The following is a 24,269-nucleotide window of genomic DNA, read 5'->3' on the forward strand; positions in this document are numbered from 1 at the left end:
CTGGAGCTGATCGACATTTTTCGTTTAAGACGATTGATTTTTTTCATACGAATACCAATCAAATACACGTGCAGCATCTTCTTCCTCAAGGTGATGCACACCAAAGGAATCAAGCAGCGCAGAGGATTTCACAAAGGTGTGAATACTTGCGACCCGGCCTTTTTTTTGGAAAAAAGATTGCGTCATCGTATAGTTTTGCATTCGTTTTCTCAAGACAATGCCAGTGGTCTTGCCAATACCTCTTGATGTCAGTTGAATCAATGAATCTTTGATTGTATATCCTGATTGTTTATAAGCTAAATAGCCAAAGAATAGAGCAAGTGGTAACGGAATGAGTCCTAAATACCCCCATGGTGGAAAGCGCACCGACAGGATAACACCTACAAGTAACGGCACAAAGCCATATGAGATCAGGTAGCGTTTGAGTGAACGCTTTGGCACCTTTTTCAGCTCAGTTTCTGGTGCTACATGATAATGATCCGTGAATTGGGACAGCAATTCATTTATTTTTTTCTTCCGAATGAGCGGAAATAAGACGGAAGAGGTTTCTTTCTCTGTAATCGAACCTCCTGCACTAACAAGCATCACTGTCGCAAAGCCAAAAGGCTCACGGATAATATTCTCTTTGATCTTCACTGCTTGAATTCTCGCAAGTGGAATGGTCATTTGATGTCTCTCGATGAGTCCTCTTGTAATGATGATGTCATTCCCTTTTCGCTTTGCAGCAAAATTCGCATACTGAAGCGCTGTTACCCCAACACTCAGGATCCACGCGATCAATACGGCAAGAAATATCAAAATCGCATAAATTTCAACGCTCGCATGACTTAAAAAAGAGAACTTCTTGAAGAACCCGTCCAAAGGGAGAATTTCATCTATTTGCGTGTAGATGGCAAGACACCCAGATATAATGACCCCGATACCGCTTGAAGTGGTCGCAGCCAAAAGTAATTCTGGCACACCCATACGGTAGGAGACATTGATTTCTTCCTGCACAGGTTTCTGAGCAGTCAAATGGCCATGCAGATCTCCTGCTTCATCCGTCATTTCTTCTTCCTGCAAGCGTTTCTTCCGGTTGAAAATCGACCGCTTTAATTGTTCTGCTTCTGCTTTAGTAATAGCGGTCAGGCTCACTTCTGGACCATCCGTTCCGCCTGCCGTTTCGATTTGGACCCGCACTAAACCAAAAATCCGCTGGAAAATGCCTTCACTTGTATTGACTGTTTGAATTCGTTCTAATGAGATATATTTTTTCTTTTTCGTGATTACGCCCGATTCCACACGAAATTCATCATCTTCCATCCGGTAGGTGAATCGTCTCCATTCTAAAATGGTATAAACGGCTTTCCATAAAAGAAGCACACCAAGAATGATAAATGCATAAAAGCGAATGCTTGAATTCGAGTTCACAAAAATCAACACGAAAAAAGGGATAATGAAGTTTTTAATCATGGACACAGCATCTGATATAAAATCAATGAACATCGAGATGGGATGTACACGTTTTGGTTCAGACATCATCTTCCGTCACCCTTGCTAAACGAGATATGTAATCACGAAGCTCATCTGCCTCTTCTAATTCTAACGCCGGTATATCATGAACTGTGGCAGCAGTCGAAATTTGAACAGAGGCTAAACGGTAGCGCCTTAAAAGCGGTCCTTGAGATGTATCAACATGCTGAACACGAACCATAGGCACAATGACACGTGTGACACGAATGAGTCCATGCTGTATTTCAATTTCATTTTCGAATACTTCGTAGCGCCAGATGTGATGGCGGATTTTTGGTATGAGCCAAATGCCAAAAATGACCTGTAAGACCCATAAACCAGAAAGAATCGCTCCAATCCAATATGGCCATTGAAAATAGTAGCTAGCAACAAATACCCCAATGATGATGAGTAAGAATATCAATGAGATAATTCCATTTTGAAGACGCCATACCTTTAAACCATTTAAACTAATTTGACGTTGCGGCTGTTTTCTCACATTCTTCCCCCATTCTCTTACTTTTCTATCAATATATTACGTAACAAAGCCTAAAAAGTTTCAATTTTAGCCTGTTAAAAAAAGCGAACCCTGCAAAGGATTCGCTCTTTTATATTAGTTGTTATAAGATTTCTTTTGACGACGATCGTTAGAAGAACGATTGCGGTCATTTGAAGAACGCTTTTTATCACCATAAGATGAACGGCTGTTCTTGCTTTTTCCACGGTAGCCTCCGCCACCGCCGCCGTCTCTACGTTTAGAAGAGCTGCGGTTGTTACGATTGCGTTTTGAAATCATTGGTGCTTCATCTGTCAAACGAACAGGCGTTGCATCCGGCTCTTTTGTCATCATTTTGATAGCAGCCGCAACCACTGTGACAGAATCATGATCTTCCAGCAATTCAGCAGCAGCTGTCATGTAGAAGTTCAAGTTGTTTTCACTGATGATCGTGCGTAGACGGTCAACTGTTACTTGCTGTTGTCCTTCAATTGCCTCATCTAGTGTAGGTTCTTTCATACGATCCATTTTACGTTTAGTCGTTTGCTCAATCGCACGAAGCATATCTTTTTCACGTGGTGTGATGAATGTCATCGCCATACCTGTACGTCCAGCACGTCCAGTACGTCCAATACGGTGTACGTAGCTTTCTGGGTCTTGCGGCACGTCGAAGTTATACACGTGTGTGACGCCTGAGATATCAAGTCCACGTGCTGCAACGTCTGTTGCGACAAGCACATCGATTGAACCTTCTTTGAATTTACGAAGCGCAACCATACGTTTTGCTTGAGTCAGGTCACCATGAATTCCTTCAGCTGTATAACCTCTAAGGTTAAGTGCTTCAGTCAATTCGTCAACACGGCGTTTCGTACGGCCGAAGACAATTGAAAGCTCAGGTGATTGAATGTCAAGAAGACGAGTCAATGTATCAAACTTCTTACGCTCGTGGATATCCAAGTAGAACTGTTGGATGTTAGAGACTGTCATTTCTTTCGCTTTAACTTTTACGTGTTCTGGGTTTGTCATGAAACGCTCTGCAATGCGCTTAATTGGTGCAGGCATTGTCGCAGAGAATAAAAGTGTTTGGTGTTCACTTGGTACATTTGAAAGGATCGCTTCAATGTCTTCGATGAAACCCATGTTTAGCATTTCGTCTGCTTCATCTAGCACAACTGTTTCAACATTTTGAAGACGCATTGTACGACGGTTAATGTGATCGAGTAAACGTCCTGGAGTCCCTACGATGATATGAGGATTTTTCTTGAGCGAACGGATTTGACGGCCGATATCTTGTCCACCGTAAATCGGAAGTACGCGTGCACGCTTGTCTTGGCCAATTTTGTATAGCTCTTCAGATACTTGAATCGCTAATTCTCTTGTTGGCGCAATGATAATCGCTTGGATATTTGGAGACGCTGGGTCGATTTTTTCTACAAGAGGAATACCAAATGCTGCAGTTTTTCCTGTTCCTGTTTGTGCTTGTCCGATGACATCTTTATTTTGAAGACCGAGAGGAATCGTTTCTGCTTGAATCGGTGTTGCTTCTTCAAATCCCATGCGGTTAATAGCCTTCATGAGACTTTCGCTTAATTGAAAATCTTGAAACGTTATAGTCAATTTATTCAAACTCCTTCTAATTGCTGTTTCAGTAATCTCGTGAATGATCATTAAAAACTGCCCTTTTCTGAAAGGACAGGTCCATTATATACAAAGCCCGAATTACCCTACCTTATATCTTACCATTACACTATTTGTTTTTCAACAAGACAGAAATGGATATATCTACTGCTCGACAATGACAGATTCACCTTCACTTTGGTCTCCGTCCATCCATTTCCACTTTTCAAACAGTTGAATTTTTCCGTTATCCAGCTGCTTTGGAGTGGAATCGCAAGCCCCGCTTCTCATGCTGCCGTCCTTGCTTACATGGTGGTATCTAAAATGAAGTGTTCCATCCTCATTCACAGTTCCTACAAGTACACCAGATACAATACTGCCGCCTTGATATGTGCCCGTTAATATATTCCCGTCCTGATGATATTGAAATATGGTTCCTGCTGATACTTCTCCGTTACTCGAATTAGACTGCGGGATAAAGGTTTTTCCGTCATATTGAAACAACCGAATCAACCACCTTTTCTTTCCTATTGTACCATAGGCCTGTCACTCATTCGACAAAAATGATGCAAATTTTAACAAGTGGGATTCAATTTATATTAGTTTAGCCACATTTTAGCTTTTCTATATATTAAATTGCTTTTTTTAGAAAATGTTCTACTTTCTCAAACAATTGCTGGGCACACGGCTCATGACAAACATGATGTTTACAATCCGGCAAATAAAACATTTCTTTCTGGCGAGACGGGACTTTATGATAAATAAATTCTGCACTTGAAGCAGGCACAATCCCGTCGCTTTCACCTTGAACAATTAACACAGGCAGATGAAGCTTCTCAAGCGAATTCTTCGTTTGCTTTACCAGCTTCATAAATTCTATCGCAGCTGACAGCGGCGTGCTTGTGAGCTTATGGCGATATCGATCATATAAAGGGTTTGTATCAACGATCCCTGACAGGGACTCCTTTACCATCTGCCGTGTGTCTTGCATCATTTGTTTTGGGTTCACATATTTGGCCGCAGCACTTAAAAGGACAAGGCGGGCAACTGGGTACTTCGCTGCTAAGTAAGAAGCAATCATTCCGCCCATAGAAAAGCCGACCAAATACACGGTGTCACAAGTCCGATAAAGAGATAGAAGTTCGAGTTCAGCTGTCGCTATCCATTCTTGATAAAGAATGCCTTTTAACTGAAGCTCATCCCCATGCCCCGGAAGCGTGACAGACTGCACATGCCAATCTGCCGCCTGTTTTAAATATTGGGCCAGCGGTTCTACTTCATAAGGGGCACCAGTAAAACCGTGAATACATAAACAGCCAATCATTCTGTCACCTTCTCACTTTTATAGTGCAGTAATGACTTCTTCCAATCGCATACCGCGTGAGGCTTTGACAAGCACAACATCGTCAGGACCTGCCACTTCAGCTAGTTTTTTCTTTAGATCCTCTTTGTCCATAAAGGAAAATACGTGCTCAGCCCCGAATGATTTTTTCGCTCCTTCAGCAATGAATGCACCTAGGCGGCCATACGTCATGACATGATCAATAAATTCTGGCTTAATGTAACGGCCAAGTTCATAATGATACGTTTCTTCTTCGCTGCCCATTTCGAGCATATCTCCAAGTACAAGAATACGATTGGCGAAGCCGTCCATATCCCCCACAAGATCAATGGCCGCTTTCATAGAAGTAGGACTTGCATTATACGCATCATTGATGACAGTGATTCCTTTGTCTGTTTTAAACAGCTCAAGACGCATCCCTGTCAACTTCGTTTGCATCAGTCCTTGGGCAATTTGTCTTTCATTCAGCCCAAAATGCTGGCCTATTGCAATAGCAGCAAGTGCATTCTTCACATTATGTTTCCCTAATACAGGAATGAGAAAACCCTGGGCATACCCTTCTACTTGAAATTCTGTTCCTTCTGCAAGCTGGTTGATGTGCGTTACCTTGATATCACAGTCCTCTGCTTCTCCAAAGGTTTTTACACGCTGAGAAAGTGAACTTGATCTTTCTCGAAGCAAAGGCTCATCACCTAGGTAATAAAAGATGCCGTCTTCTTTTAAGCCTTTTACGATCTCATATTTTGCATCGGCAATGGCTTCTCTTGATCCTAAATCTTGCATATGAGATTCTCCGATATTTGTGATGACTGCTGCATCCGGCTCAGCGAGGTCTGATAAAAATTCGATTTCGCCTTTTGCACTCATCCCCATCTCCAAAACCGCAATATCAGTTCCTTCTGGCATTGCGAGAATGGTGAGCGGAAGACCGATATGATTATTAAAGTTACCGTCTGTTTTATGAACTTGATACGCTGTTTGCAGGACGGAATGAATCATGTCTTTTGTTGTGGTTTTCCCATTACTTCCTGTAATACCGACAACACGAGGGTTTTCTTCTTTTAAATATGATTTCGCCAGTTGTTGAAGCGCAGCTAGTGTATCCTCTACAAGAATAACAGGAACGCCTTCTGGCGGATTGGCTTCTTTTTGATTCCAAAGAACAGCTGCTGCTCCAAGCTCTACTGCTTTCGAAGCAAATGTGTGACCGTTAAAATGTTCTCCAATAAGCGGGATAAACAGTGCGCCGCCTGATACTTTTCGTGTATCTGTTGTCACTCCGTGAATCTGCTCTTCGCCAAAAGCTTGATTAGATAGGGTTCCACCAGCCATTTGGGCGATTTGTTTCACTGTACGTTTGATCATGATTTTTCGCCTCTCTTTCTCATTTCACGTTTGAAGGAAAAGAGACACTACCTAAGGATAGTGTCTGCTTGCTGCTCACATTAAAAAGTTGTTTTAATGGTTTGTTTTTCTTGATGGCGTTCAATTGCAAGTGACACCAGCTTTTCAATCAACTCTGGATACTCTACACCAGTGTGCTTCCAAAGTAATGGGAACATACTAAAAGGTGTGAATCCAGGCATTGTATTCACTTCATTGATCAACACTTCACCTTTTTCTGTAAGGAAGAAGTCTGCACGTACGAGACCAGATCCATCAAGGGCTTTAAATGCCTTAATCGCCATGTCATGAATCGTCTTATATTCATCCTCTGACACACTAGCAGGAATGATCAAATCTGTATCGCCATCTTCATATTTTGCTTTGTAATCATAAAAATCTGTTTTAGGTGCAATCTCACCAACGACAGAGCATTTTGGCTCATCATTGCCTAATACACCAATCTCAATTTCTCTTCCAACAACGCCTTCTTCTACGACCACACGACGATCATATTGGAAAGCGAGGTCGAATGCAGTCTGCAGCTCTTCTTTGCTGCGGCATTTGCTAATTCCAACACTTGATCCCATGTTGGCAGGTTTCACAAAACATGGATAGCCAAGTACTTGTTCCACCTGTTCTAAGCTTTCTGTTGTCGCTTTCTCAAAGTCTTTTTTATTGAAGGAAAGGTGCTTTGCTTGTGCAAGTCCTGCTTGTGCAAAAACATCTTTCATCATGACTTTATCCATACCCGCAGCAGACGCGAGAACGCCGTTGCCGACATACGGGATATTTAACAGTTCAAGTAATCCTTGCATTGTGCCATCTTCTCCATTTGGTCCGTGCAGCAACGGGAAGACAACATCAATTTTCTCATCAGCCGTTGCAGGCTGTGGAAACATGCTTTCATTTAAAGAAGTTGGTAAAAACGTCTTTGCGTTCTGTTCAAATTGAAGCATTTTGACGTTTGATACTGGTTCAGTGAGTTTTTCTCCTCTTAACCATTCACCCTCTTCTGTAATATAAATTGGATGTATATCGAACTTCTCAGTGTTAAGTGCTTTTGTAACTGCAAGGGCTGTTTGCAGTGATACATTATGTTCGGCTGACTTTCCGCCGTAAATCAATCCTAAACTTATTTTCAATGGATACTCCCCCCACTAAAATTCATCTTTACTATCTTATCACTTTCAAGCAAAAATGCTCTAATTAATTTTTGTTGTTACGTAATTGAAATGATTTGTAAAGGTTGTAAGCGCCTCCCGAGCATTTGTATGTCATTCGCCTTTATTTTATATTAAAATGACATTGAAAAGGAGTTGTGACAAATTGAAAAAAATCACAAGTACTGAACAATTCAATGAAATAATTCAATCAGACAAAGAAGTCATCGTTAAATTCTTTGCAACATGGTGTCCTGACTGCACAAGAATGGACATGTTCATTCCAGACATCCTAGAAGCTTATGCTCACCATGAATGGTTTGAAATAAACAAAGATGATTTCCCTGAATTAGCGGAAACGTATCAGGTAATGGGTATTCCAAGCTTGTTAATTTTCAAAAATGGTGAAAAAACAGGTCATTTACACAGTGCAAACGCAAAATCGCCTGAAGAAGTGACAGAGTTTCTTCAAGAGCACGTTTCTTAATTGAAGGACATCAGCAAACTTTTGCTGATGTCTTTTTTCTTTTTAAATCTCTTCATAAGACGAGCTGCGCAGCCAAAACGTTTCAAATTGATGTTTTCCCTTACGACAAGTCATGACAAAATTATTTCCTGGGAAAGAATGCAGCGTCGATACAGCTTGGAATATGTCGGTTACGTGAATTTTCTGAATTGAATCTTTACTTCTGACATTTGTCTTTGTATAATGGAGTTGCTAATTGAAAATGATTATCAATTTCATCTATGTGAAATCCTATAGACGGCCATTCTAATAAAGGAGCGATGAGTCACATGTCTAAGAAGAAGATCAAAACCTATCAGCAATTGATTGAAGAGAACAAAAAGGCGATTATGCGCGATCCTCAAATGATGGAAAGTATATACGAAACCATCGACAAAAAACACCAGAAGCAGCTTGCGGCTGCTGGGCGTGAATCATAACTACAAGAGGAGCAGTCATCACTGGCTGCTCTTTTGTCTGCTTCAATAAAATAAAAAAGCCGATAAAATCTGTTATTCGATTTTATCGGCTTTTGTTTTAATGTGATTTCGCTACACGGTCCTGCTTCATTCCTAAATAAATGAGCATATATGTGAGATAACCCATTGTCATCGTTAAACCACCGAAGAAAAATTGAGAAAAGACTGGTTCCTCAAATGTTGTGACGGCAGCAAGAATGATCCAGCTCGCATATAAATAAACCATGAACCATTTCATGTTTCTTTTAAGTGTATACAGAAAGAAAAGACCCGCTAACGAAAAGATCCCTAGCGCTAGTCTGAAATAAACAAGATGATCAAACTGGAAGGCAAAAGACACAAACGAAAACGACAGCAGCAACAAAATTGGTAAAGCCGTAATGAAATTTTTCACGATAGTGCCACCTCCATGACTCCTTCTTATTATAAGACAAAATCAGCCGGTTATCGTGAAATACAGACTCATTTTCACAAAGATGTCACGAATTTTTCTTGTTATTTGACACAATTTTTACACATTTACATCACGTTTCCAAAAAAGAATCCAAGCCGATCCAACAAAGAAAACAAAATGTGCCCCTACTATAAATAGAGAAAACAAAAGGCTCATCCCTTGAAAAGGCGGCGGTCCTTGAAAGCTGTACTGAGTAAAGTCCGTATTCGCAAAAAGGAGGATTTTGCCCCACTGATTTTCTAAGAGCGACATGATCGGTACAAGTGATTTGGCCGCATATAAAACAAAAAACGAGGTCACAAGTGCAACAAGACTGTTTCTAAACAAACTGGAACACATAAAAGCAAAGCTTGCCATCATGACCACTTCCACCCACTGAGATCCAATGACGGCAAACGTATGCTGAAATAATTGCCCCGTTCTTTCATCAAAATCAGTACCGAAGAAAATAAGACCAAATAGAAAAGCTAACACATAATAAAAAACAAACAAATAAATGACTGTCAGCAGAAGTGTGATGTATTTTGACAGAAAAATGTGCAGTCTTGTTTTTGGCCTGATCAATAAAAACTTGATCGTCCTTTTCTGAAACTCTGTTGAGATCAAGGTTGCGCCAATAACGACAGCAAGCACCTGTAAAATAAACACGACATTCGTGGAATAAGCAAAATAGTTTGCGACTGTGTCTTGTCCACCAAAGCTTAATATGACTCGTTTCAAGGTGAGAGCCATTGCTAGTTGAAATACAACGATCAACCCAAGAGCAATGAATGTGATTTTTTTCCTCATAATTTTCTTATGCTCATTCTTGATGAGGTTCAGCATCTGTCTTCCCGCCTTCCGTCCATTTCATAAACGCCTCTTCAATTGATTGCTTTTGAGGCGTCATTTCAAGTACATCAAACCCCGCCAGCACAAGCTGTTTGTTCAGTTCTGGCACACGTTCTTTGTTCAGTTGAAGCAGTACGCGCGCTCCTTCTCGTTCATATGTATACTCTTGTGCGTCAAGCCATGAAACCGCCTTTTCTATTGGCTGAATATTCATCAGCACCTGCTCTTTCCCTTCCATATCACGGAGATGAGTGCTAGCTTTGATCTGTCCCTTTTGAATGATGATCATGCGGTCACATAGCTCCTCTACCTCATGCAATAAATGCGTCGCAAATAACACCGATGTTCCTTCTTCCTTTACAAGCATTTGCAAGTGCTCCCTGAATTCCTTCATGCCTGCAGGGTCTAGTCCATTTGTCGGTTCGTCTAAAATGAGCAGGTTTGGCCGATGCAAAATAGCTTGTGCAATCCCAAGCCTTTGTTTCATCCCTAGCGAATACGTCTTGACCTTCTGATGAATAGCATCCTCTAGGCGAACTCTTTCCACTACTTCCTGAATGCGTTCCTCCGTCACCCCGTCGTGCATCGCTGCATACATTTCAAGGTTTTCAAAGCCTGTTAAATACGAATAAAATTCTGGGTTTTCTATGATCGCACCAACAGATGACATCGCCTGGAGAAAATCCTCATCTTGTGAATATCCATTGATCATGATGCGGCCATTGTTTTTTTTCATCAAACCAACGATCAATCGAATCAAGGTTGTTTTTCCAGACCCGTTGGGACCAAGTAATCCGACAATTTCTCCCCGCCCAATGTCTATAGAAATATCCTGCAAGATCATTTTCCGGCCAATTTGTTTATCGACTTTCTCTACTTTTAAAACAGCAGACTGCAAAGTGGTTCCTCCTTCTGATGTAAAGCCTATGGCGGCAGTTACGACCGCTCATCCTGTAAAAAGTATATCACGCGAGACAAACCAATCCATGAAAAAAAGGACTGATCCAGTCAGCCCTTCTTGCTTATTACAGTGATAAGTTAGGTGTCGGCGCTTCTTTTTCATGTTTCTTTTCGGTTTCAGAAACAATTACCGCACATGCTGCGTCACCTGTAATATTCACTACGGTCCTCGCCATATCTAATAAGCGGTCTATGCCAAGGATCAGCGCTATTCCCTCAACAGGAAGGTTCACGGAATTTAAAACCATGGCCAGCATGATGAGCCCTACCCCTGGCACGCCTGCTGTACCGATACTTGCTAATACAGCCGTTAACACAACCGTCAGCATTTGAACAAACGTCAGTTCAACCCCATATACTTGAGCGATAAAAATGGTCGCAACACCTTGCATAATGGCCGTGCCATCCATATTGATGGTTGCACCCAGCGGCTGCACAAAGCTTGAAATCGGCTCTGGTACCTTTAAACGCTTTTGCGCTGTTTCCATTGATACCGGCAGCACTGCGTTACTGCTTGATGTACTAAATGCAACAACCATCGCCGGGGAAAATCCTTTAAAGAATGCCATTGGATTTCGTTTAGCTAAGATAGCAATGGTTGATCCATATGTCAGGAAAAAATGCAGGATGAGCGCAATTAACACGACCGAGAAGTAAAGTCCCATCGCTTTCATGGCATCCAGCCCCTGACTGCCGATTGCGGTTGCAATCAAACCGAATGTCCCGTACGGTGCAAATTTCATCACAACACCGACAAGATACATCATTAATTCATTTCCTTGTTCAAACAGCTTTAGCAAGCCTTCCGTTTTTTTACCGAGCATGGCGATACCAAGACCTAAAAATACACAGAAGACAATAATTTGAAGCATATTTCCTTCAACTAACGATTGGACTGGATTGGTTGGAATAATGTTGAGTAGTGTTTCTGCCATTGATGGGGCTTCCTCTGCGGAATAATCAGCTGCTTTTGTATCAAAATTGCCAAAGGCTCCCGGCTTGATTAATACAGCTAATGAAATGCCAATGATGATGGCAAAAGTCGTAGTGAGCAGGAAGTAAGTAATGGTTTTTGCGCCGATTCTGCCTAGCTTTTTCGGATCACCAAGGCCTGCTACACCAAGCGTGATCGAAAAGAATACAATGGGCACAACAAGCATTTTAATCAGGTTTAAGAAGATTTGACCTAGAGGTGTAAATAAATAAGGATTTAACACTTTGAATACATTTGGAGCAAAAAGGTTAAGCAGCAATCCTGTGATGGCACCTACAAACAAGGCAATAATAATTTTCGTCGCCAACTTCAATAAAATCTCCCCTTCCTCGTCAAAAAGCCCACGAGAGAGTCTTCTCGTGGGCCTGCGTGTCCATACGTGTACCACTGTCTACTCTCTTCACGCTGATGAGGTTAGCTGACGGGTTAGGACGAAGAGATGTCCTTTTTTCTCAGATAAGAAAAATTCACCCCAAAAACTTGGGTCCCCCATTCCTTTAGAAGGATTAAGCGTGTGGTAATATGATATTTTCATACCATTTATACCTTATTTTTTGAAAATTGTAAACAGGTTCATATGAACTTTTTAATTACTTTCTTCCCTATTTGTGACCTCAAGAATGTCTAAAATAAACACAAAGATTGGGATACCGATAATAAGTCCCCAAATGCCAATATAGTGTTCAGAGAAGATCAGCACAATAAACGTGAAGAAAATAGGGAGTTCTGTTTTAGCTGACATGAGCTTCGGATTTAAGAAATAAGCTTCAATGGCATGGATAATCACGATCACCAGCACAATATAGAGGACATACATTCCGCCTCCAAGTGTATACGCAATGATGCTGAGTGGAATAAGAGAGATAACCACACCCGCTACTGGGATTAAGCCTAGCAAAAAGACCATGACCGCTAAGCCAAATAACTGCGGGAAACCCATAATGCCTAGCGCAATTGTCGTTAGCACACAATTAACGGTTGCAATAATAAACTGTGCTTCGAGTACTTTTCCAAACGTTCGGGAAAATTTACGTCCAAAGAAGGCAATTTCATGATAGAACACGGAGATTTTACTCGTTTTGAACTTGTTCATAAATTGAATGAGGCGTTCCTTTTCGAACAGGAAGAACATGCTTAATATTAAGGACATAATGACCTGGATACTGAACGTGCTGAAATCTGTTAAGTATGTATAGAGGAAATTAAACCCTTTCTCAAAGAAAGCTGATATTTTGAAATCACCAAATACGTTCGTGATGACGTCAAAGAAGGGTAAATCTTGTGGATGATTTGCAATTTTCTTTCCTAAATGGAATAACTGCTCCACCTGTTTGGCGATGATTGGTACAAAAACGAAACCGCCAAATGTCAAACCACCAGCCAGAAGAATATACAAGATAGTAATGACCGATTTCTGTCCTATTTTCAGGAAGCGATTTAAAAAGCCTCTAATGACTTCTTCTAACCGATTCATCAAAAAGGTGAAAATGAAGGTCAGAAGAATTAAATTCATCATTCCTCTTAATAGATATAATGCTGTGGCTAATACTACAAATACTAAAAACCGTTTAACACCGGGTTTTTCGAACAATTTTAAAAATGCCGCCATTACGTTACACACCTGCCAGGACTAAAGTCTATTTTTCATCGTATCTGATATACATTATATCGGATCTTTCTGTAAATTATATAATAAAAGGTCAACGAGGTCCTACGATTCGTAGTCATTTTATTGATTTTTCTTTTTACACAAGAAAAAAACCGAACCTATGTAGAACATAAGGTTTCGGTTTTTGGTTGTTTTTATACTAAACAGCCTGCTTCATATTCCGCATTTCCTGAAGTGCTGTTTTGCTCTTCGATTCGTCAAATTCACCTTCACTCTTCGCGACAACAATTGTTGCGATTCCATTACCAATGAGGTTTGTGATGGCTCTTCCTTCGCTCATGAAGCGGTCAACCCCAAGCAGCAGTGCAAGCCCCTCTAACGGAATGACCTGAAGTGCTGCAAGTGTAGAGGCAAGCACGATAAATCCGCTTCCTGTCACCCCAGCAGCTCCCTTTGATGTCAGCATCAGAACAAGGATAATCGTGATCTGCTGACCGATGGACAGGTCTACACCAAACACTTGCGCCAAGAAGACGACGGCCATCGATAAATAGATTGAAGTTCCGTCTAGATTAAAGGAATAACCTGTTGGAATAACAAGACCAACAACAGACTTAGAGCAACCGTAGCGTTCCATTTTATCCATCATTCTTGGCAGCACAGATTCTGAAGAGCTTGTGCCAAGAACAATCAAAATTTCATCCTTGATGAATCGCAGATAACTGAACAGACTAAAACCATACATTCTACAAATGATATTCAGCACAACAAAGATGAATATGAACATCGTCATATAAACGGAGAGCATCAGACTCGCGAGCGGTTTAATCGATGCCAGCCCAAAGTGTCCGATCGTATAGGCCATTGCCCCAAATGCACCGAGCGGCGCAGCACGCATGATATATCCAATGATTTTAAAGAAAACGAGTGACAGCTTATCAAGCCATTCGATGATGCCTTTCCCCTTCTCGCCAAGAGCAGCGAGCGCAACACCGAATAAAATAGAGAAGAATAAGACCTGTAAAATATCACCCTTTGCGAAAGCATCAACCATGTTAGATGGAACGATGTGTGTGACAAATTCCATCCAGTCGATGCCCTGTCCCCCATTTTGGGTATACTGCGAGACATCCCCTTTTTCAAGCTTGCTATAGTCAAGACCTGCACCTGGCTTCATGATATTCACAACAAAAAGACCGATGACCAGAGCAAGTGTCGTGACGACTTCAAAATAAATAAATGCTTTTCCCCCAACTTTTCCAACCTTTTTCATATCCCCCATCTTGGCAATACCAAGAACAATGGTTAAGAAAATAATTGGTGCAATAACCATTTTAACGGCATTGATAAAGGTATCACCAAGTGGCTTCATTTCTTTTCCGACGTTTGGCCATACCATCCCGACAATGATCCCGATGATGACAGCTGCAATCACCTGAAATGTCAGGTTCTTCAAAAGCCTTTTCATAAAAAATCAACTCCCTCACCCTTTGATGTAAACGCTTAACTATTATCTGTAGGTAAATGATAGCGATTTCATCAAAGACTGTGAAGCTTATGGACATATCGTACATTTTGGTCTTTTTGGTCTCTTAGTCAGAATGTACGATATATTTATTCACGGGCCGTCCTACCCCGCCATATTGCATATCTAATTTCAACTCGCCTTCTTTTACGAGGAAGTCTAAATACCGGCGTGCCGTGACACGGGCAATGCCAAGTGCATTGGCAACTTCTTCCGCAGATTGCGCGCCTTCCTGCAAGCCCATATACGCTTTAATTTCGTTCATCGTATGCACATTCAGCCCTTTAGGAAGCCAAGTATCTTCCTGCTTAACAGCAGGCTTTCGTATGATATCATCGAGCATCTCCTGAGAAAATTCTGCGGCGGTTCGTATTTTTGATTTAAACGCCTTATAGCTTTCAAGGGATTCTTTCATTCGTTCAAATTTGAATGGTTTAATAATATAATCCCGCGCACCATTTTGAAGCATGATGCCGATGGTCTCTTTGTCCTTCGCTGCTGAAATCACAATCACATCCACCTGCATCTTCTGTTTTCTGATGTCTTGCAGCGTTTTGACGCCATCCTTTTTTGGCATATACACATCAAGTACCACGAGATCTGGACGAATCTCTTTAATCAGCTGGATGCCCTGCTCCCCATTTCCAGCGACAGCTGCCACTTGAAAGCCAGGAACACTCATAATGAACTCTTTATTCACTTCTTGCACCATTGGGTCATCTTCAATTAACAGCACCTTAATCTGAGTCATCTGTCTCTCTCCTCTATGGTCATTGGGAATTCGATTGAGAAGGTGGTACCACTGCCGATGCTTGATGTGACTTCTACATTTCCCATCCCTTTGTCAATAATCGTTTTTACAATATACAGGCCATAGCCTGTTCCGCCCTCTTTGCCGTGTGTGAAGCCTTTATCGAAAATATAAGGAATTAGTTCCTCTTCGATTCCGGAGCCATTGTCTTCAATTAAAATCACGAGGACATCCTCCGTTTGATCGATGCTAATGGAAATGACTTTTGTGTATCTTTCTACAGTATCATACGAAGCAAAGGCGTTCTCAATGAGATTTCCGAGCAGCTTTGTCATATCATGCTGATCAAGCCGCTCAGGGAAATGACGGAGACTGCTATGTTCATCTACTTCGACCTTGATGCCAAGCTCCTTGCCCCTTCTGATTTTACTCATCAATAATCCTGCGACCGCATCATGCTGAATGACGCGATGAAGAAAGTCCGTCACATGTGTCTGCTCCTCTGTCGTTTGAAAGGCTAGATCGAGCGCCTGATCGGCTTTACCAAGCTGAATCAGCCCGGCAATCGTATGAAGCTTATTCATATGCTCATGGTTTTGCACCCGCAAACCGTCCACAAAGTTTTTAACCCCTGTGAGCTCCTCTGCCAATTTTGCCGCTTCCGTCCGGTCCTGAAAAATGGCGACCGCTCCGATGATCTTCTTTTTCATCACAATCGGAATCCGGCTGCTCATGATCCGCTTTCCGCTCATATGAATTTCTTCATTGTAGACGGGTTCTGCGCGATCGATGATCTCAGGAAGTCGTGTATCAGAGAGCACACCCCAAATATTCTGGCCCACGACATCACCTGTCACGCCAAAAATCTGCTTCGCCTTCTCATTAAAAATGGTGATCATGTGCTGATTATCAATGGCGATGACCCCTTCATTAATAGAGTGAAAGGTTGCAGTGCGTTCCTCTAGCATTCTAACAATCTCATGCGGCTCCAGCTTAAACATTTGCTGTTTAATATGGCGGGCGAGCAAAAATGAACCCACAAGCCCAAAGCTGAGCGTCAGCAGGAGAATCATGAGGATATCCCGCTTCATTTCTCCTAATATATCTGCCATACTTGGCAGGGTTCTTCCTACAAGCACAACCCCTGTTTGATTAAATTGATCATCCTTCACTGGATAAAAAGCTCTGATGGCTGTTCCAAGCTCTCCCTCTGCTTCTGAGAAATAAATATGCTCTGCAAAAGCCGGCTCTTCATCTGTTCCTTCTGAGCGCTGGCCAATCCTTGTTTTTACTGGATGCGTTAATCTCACATGATCCATATCCATCACGACAATGTAGTCAGCGTCTTGAATAATCCGAATTTCTTCGATTGCATGCTGTAATCGATCACGTTCCTTTGTCTGATCAGCTAACGCCTGCTTCACCTCATTCATTTCTGCCACGGTTCTCGCCGTGTTCATGAGTCTTTTTCGAAGCTCCCGTTCCTCTGTTTGCTGAATTCCCCCAACAAGGACAATCCCTCCGATTAAAAGGGCGAAAATGACAACGAAATATGTGAGGATGGTAAGCTTCCATCTAATAGATAATTGTTGTAATTTCAATCGATTTCTCATCATTTTTTCACCTGTATCTTTACGAATTCTTCCTCTGTCAAGTATGCTTGACATAAGGGGGATCTGACGCATGAAGAATTTACTCGCTTATACGCTATTACTCATGATCGGTTTTGTAACCGCTTTATACTTTGGCTTTTATCATATGATGCCAAAATCAGCGACAACCTTTGATGATGAACAGACCGGACTGAAGGACCAGCTTGTGTTCAAATTCAGTCATGTCGTGGCAGACAATACACCTAAAGGACTTGCTGCAAAGAAATTTGCTGAGCTTGTGCACGAAAAATCGGATGGAAAGATCAGCATTCAAATTTTCTCCAACGGGAGCCTTTATTCTGATATTGAAGAAATTAATGCACTCAAAGAGAATCAAGTTCAATTTATCGCTCCGTCTACCTCGAAGCTCGGCATGCTGTCCCCTGAGTGGCTGGCGCTTGATCTTCCCTTTGCTTTTTCAAATTACAACGCGGTTCAAGAAGGCCTGCACGGTGCAATTGGCCAAAGGTTGTTTGGCACGCTGCAAAAAGATGGATTAAAGGGAATGGCTTATTGGACAAATGGCTTTAAGCAAATTACCTCAAATAAAGGGCCCATCAAACAGCCGGCTGATTTAAAAAACCAGTCTCTCCGCATTATGCAAAGCGACATGATTGAAAAACAATTCAAGCTTCTTGGTGCAAAGCCCTATCAGGAATCATTTAATTCAACGTTTCAGCTATTAGAAACCAAAAAAGTAGACGGTGAAGAAAATACCATTTCAAATATTTATTCAAAAAAATTCTATCATATACAAGACTATATGACGATCAGCAATCACGGGTATTTAGGCTATGTGGTCTTAACAGATCAATCTTTCTTTGACCGCCAGACACCCGAAACGAAACGAATTTTACTTGAAGCCATGGAAGAAACAACAGCTTGGAATGAAAAGCATGCAGAACAGATGAACAAAGATCAGCTGGAGGACATTAAACATGAATCGCCGATTGCCATTCATGAATTGACGCCAGCTGAAAGACAAAAATGGATGAAAGCCCTTGATCCTTTGTATGACGAAGCCGAAAAAACGATTGGCTCCACCCTCATCAAACAGATCCGCGAACTTCGTGCACGTTATGAACACTCACCTATTCATGCTTTTCAGGAAGAGGATGAGAGCAAATAAAAAAATCCCTTTGATAAGGGATTTTTTTATGCGCCGGACTCACTCTGTTCTTGCTCGGTGAGCTCTTCTAATCTTGTTAAAATTCTTCGCTTTCGGTATTGCATCATGCCTGTTTCGGCAATTCCTTTTAATTGTGAGCGGTTCGAAACGGCACCAAACAAAATCCCAGCTATGGGCACAAGCTGAAACAGCTTCTTCCAGCCAAACGAATCCCGGTAATTATAGACGACCTCACGCCACCCTTGGATTTGGGAAATCATGTTTTCATGCTTCCCTTCAGATGCATGATAGCTTTTCAGCTCTTTTAGAATCGAATTCTTTCCAACGACATCTGCAGAGTTCAACTGCAAGCATTTAATGATGAAGACCCGCTCCTCTTTGTTTTTAGGATCATAACCATAGGTGACGGCAATATCCTGTAATGTTTTCAGAGAGAGACCGAGTACCGCAGGAATATCAGCGGCTAGTGTAAACATTCCGCCAACACCAGTTGTCGCCCCTTGTACCGTCGCGAGATTTGTTCTGTTTTTCCCCATATGCTCACTAATGGCATCCATCATTTCAATCGGAGCCTTTCCAATATCCTCTATGCGCTGAATGGATTCATCGGCACACTTCTTTTGAAATTGATGAATGATGCCTTTTTCCGACGTCAAATAGGCACCACCGGATTGAATGTAATGGCCCATTTCGTCTAGCAGTACACCGATTTTTTTCTGAATAAAAGCAGGCGTCAGCTTGTCCAGCATTTGAAATGGAAGACGGCTGAGTTTCTCCCAAAACCATACCTTTTGCTGGTCTTTCTCCCACTTTTCAATCTCCTTTAATTGTGCCTTTAGCCATTCTCTTTCCTCCATGTCATATGCCTCCTTAGATGCCGCTGAAGTATTTGTCTGTTATTATACACAATCCTTGTCCATCATACGTATAGAACATTGAAGCGGTTCCGAAAGGTTTTAATCTTTTTCAAAACGGTTATTGCTTAATAAACAAACAAAAGAGGAGTGATCAACATGTTAGGATTTCTAATTTCATTGGTTGTGGCGATTGTCATCGGTCTCATTGGGAGTGCACTCGCTGGAGGCAGTGTACCAGGAGGATGGATCGGTTCAATGATTGCCGGACTTGTAGGCGCTTGGATTGGTCATGGATTACTTGGAACGTGGGGTCCTAGTCTGGCAGGCTTTGCGATCATTCCAGCGATCTTAGGAGCAGCAATCTTTGTCATTATTTTAAGCCTGATCTTCCGCAGCGTAGGATCAAGGGTATCTTAAAAAAACGAATAGCAGAGGAAGCAGTAGGGACACCGTCTAAGGGACGGTGTTTTTTATGTTGGTGCGTTGACAAGGTATCTATTTTTTTCACTTACATATGATAAACAAACCTATTAGTTCAGATAGTTGACTTTTCATGAAGATGGGCATATGATGATTAAAAATTGCACGAAGGAAACTTTTTGTGCCCAAGCAAAACTTTGTAGAATCTAGGTGATGACATATGACAAACAAATACATCGAGGCACAAGCACACATGTCAGCGGCAGCTGAGCGTGCACTTGAAGGAAAGGTCAAAGGATTTAGAAGGCTTCTGCCTTTTCTAGGCCCTGCTTTTATCGCTGCCATTGCATATATTGATCCAGGGAATTTTGCCACCAACATTGCCGCTGGCTCCAAATATGGATATCTCCTCTTATGGGTCATTCTCATATCAAATCTTATGGCTTTGCTCATCCAATCCTTGTCCGCAAAGCTTGGAATAGCGACAGGTAAAAACTTACCTGAAATCGCACGTGAAGAGTTTCCAAAACCCGTCTCCATCGGTTTATGGATTCAGGGCGAACTCGTCATTATTGCCACAGATTTAGCTGAGTTTATTGGAGCAGCACTTGGTTTATACTTGCTCTTTCGGATTCCTTTGCTTGAAGCATCTATTATTGCAGCTATTGGATCATTTGCGATTTTAGAATTGCAAAGACGGGGATATCGCGCATTAGAAGCCGGCATTACCGGCATGCTGTTCGTTGTCGTGATCGCTTTCGCTGTGCAAACCTTTGTCGCCAAGCCTGATATGGCAAGTGTCGCAGGCGGGCTTTTCATTCCAAAATTTGATGGCACAGATAGTGTACTGCTTGCAGCTGGAATTTTAGGTGCCACTGTGATGCCGCACGCGATCTATTTACATTCAGCATTAACACAAAGAAGAGTCGTCGGCAGAACAGAAAAGGAGAAAAAACAGATTTTTCGCTTTGAGTTTTTCGATATCCTTATTGCGATGTTAGTTGCTGGAGCCATCAATGCCAGTATGTTGATTGTGGCAGCCGCTCTATTTTATAAAAATGGTCTCTTTGTTGAAGATCTGGATGTTGCGTTCCAGCATTTTGGCACACTTGCAGGTCCTGTATCAGCTATCTTATTTGGTGTAGGCCTGCTTGTAGCCGGACTATCCAGCTCTTCTGTCGGTACATTGTCAGGCGATATCATTATGCAGGGTTTTATTCAATACCGCATTCCACTGTATGTCCGCCGGCTGATTACCATGATTCCTCCTATTGTGATCATTGCATCTGGGGTGAATCCGACATCCGCACTTGTGATGAGCCAAGTGGTCTTATCATTTGGTATTGCCTTTGCTTTAATTCCGCTCATTTTATTTACAAGTAAAAAAAGGATTATGGGCGAATTGACGAATGCCCGCTGGGTGACAGGAATATCTTGGGTGATAGCAGCTCTTGTTGTCGCACTCAATCTCTTTTTAATTGTGGATACGTTTATGTAAAAGACAGTCGTGATGCTGTCTTTTTCTTTCCATATGGTTATGGTAAAATTCCCCTGAGAGGATGTGGGCACATGTTTTTTTATCAGGATCAAGAGATAGCCATGCGGCTGCTTGAGCCAAGAGACGCAAGAAGTCTATATTTGCTCATCCAGCGGTCAAGAAAGCATTTACGTGAATGGATGCTTTGGGTGGATTCAACGAAAACAGAGGAAGACAGCATGGCGTTCATTCAAGGCGCAATGCAGCAAGCCATGCAGAACAACGGTTTTCAAGCGGGCATCTGGTCACATGGAGAACTTGTCGGGATCATCGGCACCCACCAAATTCATTGGATCGACAGGACTGTTTCAATTGGCTATTGGCTCGGAGAAGGCTATCAAGGAAAAGGCCTCATGACAAAAGCATGCAAAGCAGTCATTCAATATTTATTTGAAGAATGTGGACTGCACCGCATTGAAATCAGGGCTGCTGTCGATAACCAAAAGAGCAGACGCATCGCAGAGCGATTATCCTTTTCGCTTGAAGGCATTTTGAGAGAATGTGAATGGCTGGGCGACCGCTTTACGGATCATTGTGTATACGCCCTGTTGCAGCCTGAATATATGAAAGAAAAAGCGCATTATATGAATCAATCCACTTAATTGTGTCGATTGCATGAATTATTTTACAAAGTGAAGCTTTGTGGTATCCGTTGCGATCAGCATCTGATAAAATAGAAGGAAAAATCGAGGTATGAAGTATGTCTCTTATTATTTTATTTTACTTATGGATAGTCCCTTTATTATTTGGTATTTTCTTCTCATTCTTAACAAAGAAAGTCACCTACAAACGCCGCTTTGTCCCATCATATAGCATGGCAGGACTCAGCATCGTTTTTCTCATTCTGGCACTTGTCTTTTCAGCCAGCCATTTTCTATTCATTTGCGGTATGTTCCTATTTGCCACAACCCTTGTCGGCACAAGCATCCCTTTATTTTTAGCCTTTACAAAAACACCATCATAAACAAAAACCACCTTTTTGCAATGGAAAAGGTGGTTTCTTTTTTATTGATTTGGCATTCTGTAAGTCACGGTGGCATCTTGATTGGCTTCAATTGTTTTCACAATGTCTTGTAGGATCTCTGCTGCACGATCGTTTGAGTCATACTTGCCGAGAGTCTTTACCCAAGTATCGCTTCCTGCGATCATTCCTTCAATCTTTTTGCCGGTTACTGAGACTTCGTGGACATGAACGAAACTTTGCTGGTTTTGTGTGAAAATCCATAGCATGGTTTTAACTCCTTTTATTATTTGATTGGATGTCGTTAGCCCTTTTCAATACAGCTAAAAAATGTGCTATGTTACACTTCCCCTATTCTTTTGTTAATAACTCTTTTCGAATAGCATGCGTCTCAATATCTGCAAACCTTACGGGTATTGGTAATCTACTGTTTTTATCAATAAGTTTCATAATAATTTTTGTAGTTGTATCTAAATCAATCCAATTCCCACATGAAATAAAAATAGGCTTAACATTCACTCTGGTTCTGAGAGCTCTTCCATATATTTCGTTATTTATAATAATATCTGTGTATGCATTTGTTTTATTTTGGGGCATGGTAAAATCTATACCATTAATTTTCAAATAACTTTTTGCGACTCCAATGGTAGGTTTATTTAAGAAGAAAGACGCCTGTGTAGCAATGCCCATGTGTCTATAATGTAAATAACCATTTCCATCAAACATATAGACGTCTACTTGTTTCGTCAGTTTTTTTACTGCATCTTTAATTAATGGCATTTCACGAAAAGCAAGAAAACCTGCTATATAAGGAATCCTTATTTCTCCATGGCTATGCACTTTTTCTATGATTTTTTTTTCTATCAAATCATAAACGACGATACAACAAACACCGCTCGTTTTTCCATGCATATCAAAATAAGCTACATCTACACCTGCAATAAACCTTATGTTCTCAAGTTGAAAATTATTTTTCAATTGCACTTTAGGCAAGAGCGCTTTTTGTTCACTTTTAAATTTTTCTAATAAATCATTTATTTCATCATTATTCATAAGATCCACACGATTAGCTGTTGAATTTTTCGGCATATTTCAAATCGGATTCATTAGGTTCTGCCTTTTTCTCTACAATATTTCCACTTTCATCATACTTTATATAAGTCATCTCTCGACCAGCAACACATTCAGATTCATACTTTTTATTTCCATTTTCAAAAAACTCAACTTGATAGCCGTTGGCTGCATTTTTACTCATATGACCTATTTTCTTAACATTTCCATTTGAATAGAATTCAACATACTTACCTTGTTTAACCCCTTGTTCAACATAGAAATAACTCTCAATATTCCCATTTTCATATATATCATATGCTAATCCCGTAAACAGCTCTTCTTTACCATCCTCGGTAATTTCCACTATTGCTAGTTCGTAAGGGCCTCCATATTCTAAACATTCTTCAAACTCAGTGCCATTCTCTAAAATAAAATCTTTTTGCAATATATCATTTAACATTTTTAGGAACCTCCGTGATAATTTTAGATCCATCTGTAAGATAAGCACAATGAGGACACCTTGGAAACATCATTCCAGCCGGTTTCACTCTACTCTGACCTGTCCTAACAACATTCAAAATAAAATTATCCAAACTAGCACCTGGATTAGCCTTTAAGGCCTTATTCAAGGCGATCACTTCTGCATGTGACCCCGCACCTTTTGTAAATGTATATGAATCTATAACCTCTTTTGGCATTCTATCATATTTGGCATTTATTAAGGGATGGAAATCTGGTAACTTTCCATCATAATCATTTATTGCATACGAATATTTTCCAGTCTGCTTATCATAAACTCCAGCAAAGGCAGGACCCATTTTCTTCTTGCTAATGCCAGTTTCTTTTAATTTACTTAGTTCTTTCACCGTTTCTCCGCGTAAATTAATTCTTTCATTTAATTCTTTTGAATCGATCTTTCCATATTTATTTCTCAAATAATCAATTCGACTTTTCGTGTTCTCTTTAACCCCCATCTTCCCATGAAACCCTTTCGCCCCAAACGGCAAAAGCATTCCAAGCGCCGCATTCATACTTGCTTCCTGCTGTTCTTTTGAGATCT

At 41.2% G+C, this 24,269-nt stretch carries 27 protein-coding genes and 1 riboswitch; of the genes, 7 read left to right on the forward strand and 20 right to left on the reverse strand.

The genetic code is table 11. The annotated features are described in order from the left end of the window. Positions 1-24: 24 nt before the first annotated feature. The 7 genes from QSJ46_RS19030 to QSJ46_RS19060 all read right to left on the reverse strand — a co-directional run bounded on the left by QSJ46_RS19030 (position 25) and on the right by QSJ46_RS19060 (position 7,474). Complete coding sequence (locus QSJ46_RS19030; RefSeq protein ID WP_047202004.1) at positions 25-1,521, reverse strand: PH domain-containing protein; 1,497 nt, start codon at positions 1,519-1,521, stop codon at positions 25-27. Next, positions 1,511-1,990: a PH domain-containing protein gene (locus QSJ46_RS19035; protein WP_024425383.1), complete on the reverse strand. Its 480-nt coding sequence runs from the start codon at positions 1,988-1,990 to the stop codon at positions 1,511-1,513. The genes QSJ46_RS19030 and QSJ46_RS19035 overlap by 11 nt, the downstream gene beginning before the upstream one ends. A 114-nt stretch (positions 1,991-2,104) precedes the next feature. Continuing rightward, entirely contained in the window at positions 2,105-3,604 is a 1,500-nt protein-coding gene (gene cshA / locus QSJ46_RS19040) for a degradosome RNA helicase CshA (RefSeq protein ID WP_249117798.1), read from the reverse strand. 165 nt (positions 3,605-3,769) lie between these two features. Then, complete coding sequence (locus QSJ46_RS19045; protein ID WP_107164171.1) at positions 3,770-4,108, reverse strand: avidin-fold protein; 339 nt, start codon at positions 4,106-4,108, stop codon at positions 3,770-3,772. A 127-nt stretch (positions 4,109-4,235) separates the two neighbouring features. After that, on the reverse strand, positions 4,236-4,928 hold the full coding sequence (locus tag QSJ46_RS19050; RefSeq protein WP_099662927.1) for an alpha/beta hydrolase: 693 nt from the start codon (positions 4,926-4,928) through the stop codon (positions 4,236-4,238). A gap of 18 nt (positions 4,929-4,946) precedes the next feature. Next, positions 4,947-6,311 carry a UDP-N-acetylmuramoyl-tripeptide--D-alanyl-D-alanine ligase gene (locus QSJ46_RS19055; protein ID WP_269773352.1) on the reverse strand — a complete coding sequence of 455 codons (1,365 nt, stop codon included), beginning with the start codon at positions 6,309-6,311 and terminating at the stop codon, positions 4,947-4,949. 80 nt (positions 6,312-6,391) lie between these two features. Further along, positions 6,392-7,474 (reverse strand): D-alanine--D-alanine ligase, encoded by a 1,083-nt coding sequence (locus tag QSJ46_RS19060; protein WP_047201999.1) that lies wholly within the window; start codon positions 7,472-7,474, stop codon positions 6,392-6,394. A 184-nt stretch (positions 7,475-7,658) separates the two neighbouring features. Here QSJ46_RS19060 and QSJ46_RS19065 point away from each other — a divergent pair, with 184 nt between their 5' ends. Together QSJ46_RS19065 and fbpB are read left to right on the forward strand one after the other, a co-directional pair. Further along, the gene (locus QSJ46_RS19065) at positions 7,659-7,979 is read left to right on the forward strand and encodes a thioredoxin family protein (protein ID WP_012008983.1); all 321 of its coding nucleotides are present in this window, start codon (positions 7,659-7,661) and stop codon (positions 7,977-7,979) included. A 308-nt stretch (positions 7,980-8,287) separates the two neighbouring features. Beyond that, positions 8,288-8,437, forward strand: a complete 150-nt coding sequence (gene fbpB / locus QSJ46_RS19070; RefSeq protein ID WP_065215285.1) for a Fur-regulated basic protein FbpB — start codon at positions 8,288-8,290, stop codon at positions 8,435-8,437. A 97-nt stretch (positions 8,438-8,534) separates the two neighbouring features. Here fbpB and QSJ46_RS19075 read toward each other — a convergent pair whose 3' ends face one another. The 8 genes from QSJ46_RS19075 to QSJ46_RS19110 all read right to left on the reverse strand — a co-directional run bounded on the left by QSJ46_RS19075 (position 8,535) and on the right by QSJ46_RS19110 (position 17,216). Next, positions 8,535-8,870 (reverse strand): hypothetical protein, encoded by a 336-nt coding sequence (locus QSJ46_RS19075; RefSeq protein WP_008359528.1) that lies wholly within the window; start codon positions 8,868-8,870, stop codon positions 8,535-8,537. Between the two features lie 117 nt (positions 8,871-8,987). Further along, positions 8,988-9,755 carry an ABC transporter permease gene (locus tag QSJ46_RS19080; RefSeq protein WP_285605175.1) on the reverse strand — a complete coding sequence of 256 codons (768 nt, stop codon included), beginning with the start codon at positions 9,753-9,755 and terminating at the stop codon, positions 8,988-8,990. Continuing rightward, positions 9,733-10,659 (reverse strand): ABC transporter ATP-binding protein, encoded by a 927-nt coding sequence (locus QSJ46_RS19085; protein WP_285605176.1) that lies wholly within the window; start codon positions 10,657-10,659, stop codon positions 9,733-9,735. The genes QSJ46_RS19080 and QSJ46_RS19085 overlap by 23 nt, the downstream gene beginning before the upstream one ends. Before the next feature lie 127 nt (positions 10,660-10,786). After that, positions 10,787-12,028, reverse strand: coding sequence for a dicarboxylate/amino acid:cation symporter (locus QSJ46_RS19090; RefSeq protein ID WP_285605177.1), 1,242 nt, complete (start codon positions 12,026-12,028; stop codon positions 10,787-10,789). A gap of 76 nt (positions 12,029-12,104) precedes the next feature. Further along, a riboswitch (cyclic di-AMP (ydaO/yuaA leader) is annotated at positions 12,105-12,238 on the reverse strand. Between the two features lie 63 nt (positions 12,239-12,301). Beyond that, on the reverse strand, positions 12,302-13,324 hold the full coding sequence (locus QSJ46_RS19095; protein ID WP_285605178.1) for an AI-2E family transporter: 1,023 nt from the start codon (positions 13,322-13,324) through the stop codon (positions 12,302-12,304). A 199-nt stretch (positions 13,325-13,523) separates the two neighbouring features. Next, positions 13,524-14,792, reverse strand: coding sequence for a C4-dicarboxylate transporter DctP (gene dctP / locus QSJ46_RS19100; protein WP_039176689.1), 1,269 nt, complete (start codon positions 14,790-14,792; stop codon positions 13,524-13,526). A gap of 124 nt (positions 14,793-14,916) precedes the next feature. Further along, positions 14,917-15,600 carry a response regulator gene (locus QSJ46_RS19105; RefSeq protein ID WP_008361849.1) on the reverse strand — a complete coding sequence of 228 codons (684 nt, stop codon included), beginning with the start codon at positions 15,598-15,600 and terminating at the stop codon, positions 14,917-14,919. Continuing rightward, positions 15,597-17,216, reverse strand: coding sequence for an ATP-binding protein (locus QSJ46_RS19110; RefSeq protein WP_047202032.1), 1,620 nt, complete (start codon positions 17,214-17,216; stop codon positions 15,597-15,599). Before QSJ46_RS19110 ends, QSJ46_RS19105 begins: the two co-directional genes overlap by 4 nt. Positions 17,217-17,283: 67 nt before the next feature. Here QSJ46_RS19110 and QSJ46_RS19115 point away from each other — a divergent pair, with 67 nt between their 5' ends. Then, positions 17,284-18,381 (forward strand): TRAP transporter substrate-binding protein, encoded by a 1,098-nt coding sequence (locus QSJ46_RS19115; protein ID WP_212040535.1) that lies wholly within the window; start codon positions 17,284-17,286, stop codon positions 18,379-18,381. A 26-nt stretch (positions 18,382-18,407) separates the two neighbouring features. On the opposite strand, the gene QSJ46_RS19120 is transcribed toward QSJ46_RS19115, so the two are convergent. Further along, positions 18,408-19,238, reverse strand: coding sequence for an EcsC family protein (locus tag QSJ46_RS19120; protein WP_285605179.1), 831 nt, complete (start codon positions 19,236-19,238; stop codon positions 18,408-18,410). A 156-nt stretch (positions 19,239-19,394) separates the two neighbouring features. Between QSJ46_RS19120 and QSJ46_RS19125 the strand changes: the two genes are divergently transcribed. From QSJ46_RS19125 to QSJ46_RS19140, 4 genes are all read left to right on the forward strand, one after another. Next, a complete protein-coding gene (locus tag QSJ46_RS19125) occupies positions 19,395-19,655 on the forward strand; it encodes a GlsB/YeaQ/YmgE family stress response membrane protein (protein ID WP_039176683.1) in 261 nt (86 codons plus the stop codon). A 223-nt stretch (positions 19,656-19,878) separates the two neighbouring features. Beyond that, positions 19,879-21,156, forward strand: coding sequence for an Nramp family divalent metal transporter (locus QSJ46_RS19130; RefSeq protein WP_047201991.1), 1,278 nt, complete (start codon positions 19,879-19,881; stop codon positions 21,154-21,156). A 71-nt stretch (positions 21,157-21,227) separates the two neighbouring features. Continuing rightward, positions 21,228-21,797, forward strand: coding sequence for a GNAT family N-acetyltransferase (locus QSJ46_RS19135; RefSeq protein ID WP_047201990.1), 570 nt, complete (start codon positions 21,228-21,230; stop codon positions 21,795-21,797). Positions 21,798-21,895: 98 nt separating this feature from the next. Next, positions 21,896-22,159: a hypothetical protein gene (locus QSJ46_RS19140; protein ID WP_047201989.1), complete on the forward strand. Its 264-nt coding sequence runs from the start codon at positions 21,896-21,898 to the stop codon at positions 22,157-22,159. Positions 22,160-22,200: 41 nt separating this feature from the next. Here QSJ46_RS19140 and QSJ46_RS19145 read toward each other — a convergent pair whose 3' ends face one another. The 4 genes from QSJ46_RS19145 to QSJ46_RS19160 all read right to left on the reverse strand — a co-directional run. Further along, the gene (locus QSJ46_RS19145; RefSeq protein ID WP_047201988.1) at positions 22,201-22,425 is read right to left on the reverse strand and encodes a hypothetical protein; all 225 of its coding nucleotides are present in this window, start codon (positions 22,423-22,425) and stop codon (positions 22,201-22,203) included. An 82-nt stretch (positions 22,426-22,507) separates the two neighbouring features. Continuing rightward, positions 22,508-23,209, reverse strand: a complete 702-nt coding sequence (locus QSJ46_RS19150; RefSeq protein ID WP_059376074.1) for an endonuclease V — start codon at positions 23,207-23,209, stop codon at positions 22,508-22,510. A 13-nt stretch (positions 23,210-23,222) separates the two neighbouring features. Further along, positions 23,223-23,669: a toxin-antitoxin system YwqK family antitoxin gene (locus QSJ46_RS19155; RefSeq protein ID WP_285605180.1), complete on the reverse strand. Its 447-nt coding sequence runs from the start codon at positions 23,667-23,669 to the stop codon at positions 23,223-23,225. Next, positions 23,659-24,269: YwqJ-related putative deaminase (locus QSJ46_RS19160; RefSeq protein ID WP_285605181.1), on the reverse strand; the 611-nt coding region annotated here is incomplete at its 5' end. The genes QSJ46_RS19155 and QSJ46_RS19160, both read right to left, overlap by 11 nt.

Source organism: Bacillus sp. YKCMOAS1 (assembly GCF_030268125.1).
In the GTDB taxonomy this organism is placed as follows: Bacteria; Bacillota; Bacilli; order Bacillales; family Bacillaceae; genus Bacillus; species Bacillus safensis.